The following is a 3,965-nucleotide window of genomic DNA, read 5'->3' on the forward strand; positions in this document are numbered from 1 at the left end:
TATCTCCAGATAGTTACTATTTAAAACAAAAGCATGTTATATAAAATTGAACCGCCGTATACCGAACGGTACGTACGGTGGTGTGAGAGGACGGTAAATAAATTAATTATTTACCTCCTACTCGATTGTGGTTTATTGATGAAAAGTGTAAACTCTTAAAATATTTTGTGAACAACGGGTAAAGAAAAAAGGCTAGAATAGCCTCTTTTGTTCAATAAATAAAATAACGAATCATTTTGAAAACGAAGTCATTTTCAAAATGGTACAAATTATTTATAGATGGTGCTATAATAAGAGCGTAATGAACACAGTGGATTAATTCTGTAAAGCGAGGTGTTAGGATGGAATATAAAATCGGTATGGTTACAAAAGGCCAAGTAACTGGGATTCAACCTTATGGTGCATTTGTTTCTTTAGATGAAGAAACTCAAGGTTTGATTCATATCTCTGAATGCCGACATGGTTATGTTAAAGAAGTAGATGAATTGTTAACCGTTGGAGAAGAACTTGAAGTGATGATCATTGACATTGATGAATACACCAAAAAAATCAGCTTATCCCTCAGAACCTTGGAAGACCCTCAAACATTTGTTTACTATCCTAAGAAAAAACGCCACTATGCTAAAAAAGGCAAAATAGGGTTTCAAAGTATCAAAGAAACCTTGCCTAAATGGATTAAACAGGCTAAAGAAGATGAAAAGAACCAGATCAACTCTAGTCAATAGTGTATTCGTTATAGTAGAGAATATTTGTTACTATGGATAATTCTTGAGAGGGGTATATGCATGACTGAAGCACAAATGGTAGCCGGTACTGTAATGGCTCAAGCGTTTAATGGGAAATATGTTTTTTTGGTAAAAAATCAAGAGGAATCATACGAACTGCCAACTACACCTATTTGTGATAATAAAACTGGGCTGGCGTGTATGATTGATGAATTAAAAACGATTCTTGATATTGAAGGTTCAGCATTAGACTTATGCGAACTAACAAATTCTGTTGTAAATGATTCTCGTATACCTCTTTTTGTATTTGCGTTAAATAAAAAATTTACAGAACTCAATGAACTTTTGAAAGAGAACTCGACTCACTACGCTTGGATGCCTTCTGACACTTTAATTGAAACGTTAGAAGACATGGATATATCTGGGGTTCCCATTTTCAATCAATGAAATAACAATACGACAACAGCGTTTTCATTTTAATGATGAAAGTGCTGTTTTTTCTTGCTTTTTTCAGGCAAAACATCTAAAGTAAAAGAGTATTAAATAAGCAATAAACCACAATACATACTTATGGAGGTTATTGAAAAATGAGTCATATTCAATTTGATTATTCAACAATCAGCAAATTCATTCAAGAACATGAACTGACTAATTTGCAACAACAAGTTTCAACAGCTGACGACATGCTGCGTAACGGAACTGGCGCAGGTAGCGACTATCTAGGATGGGTCAACTTGCCGAAAAATTACGACAAAGAAGAATTTGCTCGTATTAAAGAAGCTGCTAAAAAAATCCAAAATGAGTCTGAAGTATTAGTTGTACTAGGAATCGGCGGTTCTTACTTAGGAGCTAAAGCTGCATTGGATTTCTTAAATCACACTTTCTACAATTTACTAGGTAAAGATGAACGTAAAGCTCCGCAAATTTTCTTTGCAGGAAACAGTATCAGCTCAACTTATTTAAATGATTTAGTAGAAGTTATCGGAGACCGTGATTTTTCAGTTAATATGATTTCGAAATCTGGAACAACTACAGAACCTGCTATCGCTTTCCGTGTGTTTAAAGAATTATTAATCAAGAAATATGGAGAAGAAGGCGCTAAAGAAAGAATCTACGCAACAACTGATAAAGCTAAAGGTTCTTTAAAAGGAGAAGCCGATGCACAAGGGTATGAAACTTTCGTCATTCCTGACGATGTTGGAGGACGTTTCTCTGTGTTAACTGCTGTAGGTTTATTGCCAATCGCAGTAAGTGGAGCAGATATCGATGCGTTGATGAAAGGTGCAGCAGATGCCAGCGAAGCATACTCTAGTGATAAACTAGAAGAAAATGAAGCTTACCAATATGCAGCATTACGTAACGTATTATATCGCAAAGGAAAAGTAACTGAGTTATTGATCAATTACGAACCAAGCTTGCAATACTTTTCAGAATGGTGGAAACAGTTATTTGGAGAATCAGAAGGAAAAGACCAAAAAGGTATCTACCCTTCAAGTGCTAACTTCTCTACTGACTTGCATTCATTAGGACAATTCATTCAAGAAGGTTCTCGTAATATTTTTGAAACGGTTATCAAAGTTGAAAAAACTAAAAAAGGAATGGCTATTCCAGAAAGCGAAGAAGATTTAGATGGCTTAGGCTATTTACAAGGAAAAGAAATCGACTTCGTGAACACAAAAGCTTTCCAAGGAACTTTATTAGCCCACACCGATGGAGATGTTCCAAACTTTGTGATCACTATTCCAGAAACTGACGAATATACATTAGGCTACTTGATGTACTTCTTCGAAATCGCTGTAGGTGTTTCTGGTTACCTAAATGGCGTAAATCCATTTGACCAACCAGGAGTAGAAGCTTACAAGAAAAATATGTTTGCATTGTTAGGTAAACCAGGATTTGAAGAGTTAGGAAAAGAATTAAATAACCGTCTATAATCCTTAGTGTAATTCTAACCGTTGTTTAGCCGTTCAATCGTGGAGAAAAGAAATTTTCTGATTGAATGGCTTTAAACAGCGTTTTTTATTTTATCTTTATAAGAAAGAAGGCAAAACATGGAATCTCAAATAGTTATCCACCAAGCAACATCAAATGACGCGTCTCTTATTCAGGGGATTTTAATGCAGACAGCACAATGGTTAAAAACTATAGACTCCACTCAGTGGAGCGAACTATTAGAAGGCAAAGACAACCACAATACTCCATTAGCTATTGAACGGGGAGAAGTATATTATGCCACGCTGGACAATCATGTAGCGGGTATGTTTATTCTATGGAACAAACAAAGCAACTGGGATAAAGAAATGTGGGGACATACTCCCGATGAAGAGTGGCTTTATTTACATCGAGTTAATATCGTGCGTAAGTATGCTGGCACTGCTATTGCTTTGCAGATGATAGAAGAAGCTAAACATATAGCAGCAAAAAAACAAACCAAAGGTATACGATTAGATTGTATGGCAGAAAAAGAGTATTTAAATAACTTGTATCAAGAGTCAGGGTTTTCATTCGTAAAGAGAATTAAAGACCATGATACGGGTATAGAAAAAGCAGATTTTAATCTTTACCATTATCCACTAATATAAAAAAGCGAACTTTGCTACTTTTATATTTCATTGAATTTAAGTATTTGAGATAGAAGAACCTTGTGAAAACCAAACCATTTTGCCTTTTTGAATAATTATTATACGCGTTAATAAAAAAAAGCATTTTTTTTGTTGACCAGAAAACAAAAAGTTGTTATAGTAATTGATGTCGCAAAAACAAGGTTTACAACACTGTTAGTCGATTGTAAATTTTTCAATAAAAAGTTGTTGACTTAAAGTTAAGCGACGTGATAGTATTAATGGAGTCGATGGAGCGCTTGCATAAATATTTTTTGAATAAAGATGCAAAAAAAACTTTTAAAAAAATGTTGACAATGCTTCGGTCGCCTGGTAATATTAAGAAGTTGTCACAGTGACAACGCAAACGAAATTAGACCTTTGAAAACTAAACAAAGTAAGACGAACCAAACGTGTAAGGAAGTTTTGGCAAGTGCCAAAACAAACAAATTAGTGAATAATTATTCGCTAGCAATCAATTAATGAGCTACAAGCATCATTAAAATAAGCAGGCTTCGGTCTGCAACTTTTATGAGAGTTTGATCCTGGCTCAGGACGAACGCTGGCGGCGTGCCTAATACATGCAAGTCGAACGCTTCCTATCGGTGCTTGCACCGAGAAAGAAGAGTGGCGGACGGGT

At 35.3% G+C, this 3,965-nt stretch carries 4 protein-coding genes and 1 rRNA gene; all 5 read left to right on the forward strand.

Annotated features, from left to right (window positions below; translation table 11 throughout):
* The first annotated feature begins 341 nt into the window (after positions 1-341).
* Positions 342-725 (forward strand): CvfD/Ygs/GSP13 family RNA-binding post-transcriptional regulator, encoded by a 384-nt coding sequence (locus tag ACEN4I_RS13090; protein ID WP_407103288.1) that lies wholly within the window; start codon positions 342-344, stop codon positions 723-725.
* A 60-nt stretch (positions 726-785) separates the two neighbouring features.
* Positions 786-1,172: a hypothetical protein gene (locus ACEN4I_RS13095; RefSeq protein WP_407103287.1), complete on the forward strand. Its 387-nt coding sequence runs from the start codon at positions 786-788 to the stop codon at positions 1,170-1,172.
* A 140-nt stretch (positions 1,173-1,312) separates the two neighbouring features.
* The gene (locus tag ACEN4I_RS13100; protein ID WP_407103286.1) at positions 1,313-2,659 is read left to right on the forward strand and encodes a glucose-6-phosphate isomerase; all 1,347 of its coding nucleotides are present in this window, start codon (positions 1,313-1,315) and stop codon (positions 2,657-2,659) included.
* A gap of 117 nt (positions 2,660-2,776) precedes the next feature.
* Complete coding sequence (locus ACEN4I_RS13105) at positions 2,777-3,307, forward strand: GNAT family N-acetyltransferase (RefSeq protein WP_407103285.1); 531 nt, start codon at positions 2,777-2,779, stop codon at positions 3,305-3,307.
* A 545-nt stretch (positions 3,308-3,852) separates the two neighbouring features.
* Positions 3,853-3,965: ribosomal RNA gene (locus ACEN4I_RS13110) — 16S ribosomal RNA — on the forward strand; the annotation flags it as partial.

The sequence above is a fragment of the Desemzia sp. FAM 23990 genome, from assembly GCF_045528485.1.
Taxonomy (GTDB): domain Bacteria; phylum Bacillota; class Bacilli; order Lactobacillales; family Carnobacteriaceae; genus Desemzia.

Excerpts from the sequence above, each read along its gene's own strand:
- ACEN4I_RS13090 (WP_407103288.1), top strand. The coding sequence starts at position 342 with ATGGAATATAAAATCGGTATGGTTACAAAAGGCCAAGTAACTGGGATT.
- ACEN4I_RS13100 (WP_407103286.1), top strand. The coding sequence starts at position 1,313 with ATGAGTCATATTCAATTTGATTATTCAACAATCAGCAAATTCATTCAA.
- ACEN4I_RS13095 (WP_407103287.1), top strand. The coding sequence starts at position 786 with ATGACTGAAGCACAAATGGTAGCCGGTACTGTAATGGCTCAAGCGTTT.
- ACEN4I_RS13105 (WP_407103285.1), top strand. The coding sequence starts at position 2,777 with ATGGAATCTCAAATAGTTATCCACCAAGCAACATCAAATGACGCGTCT.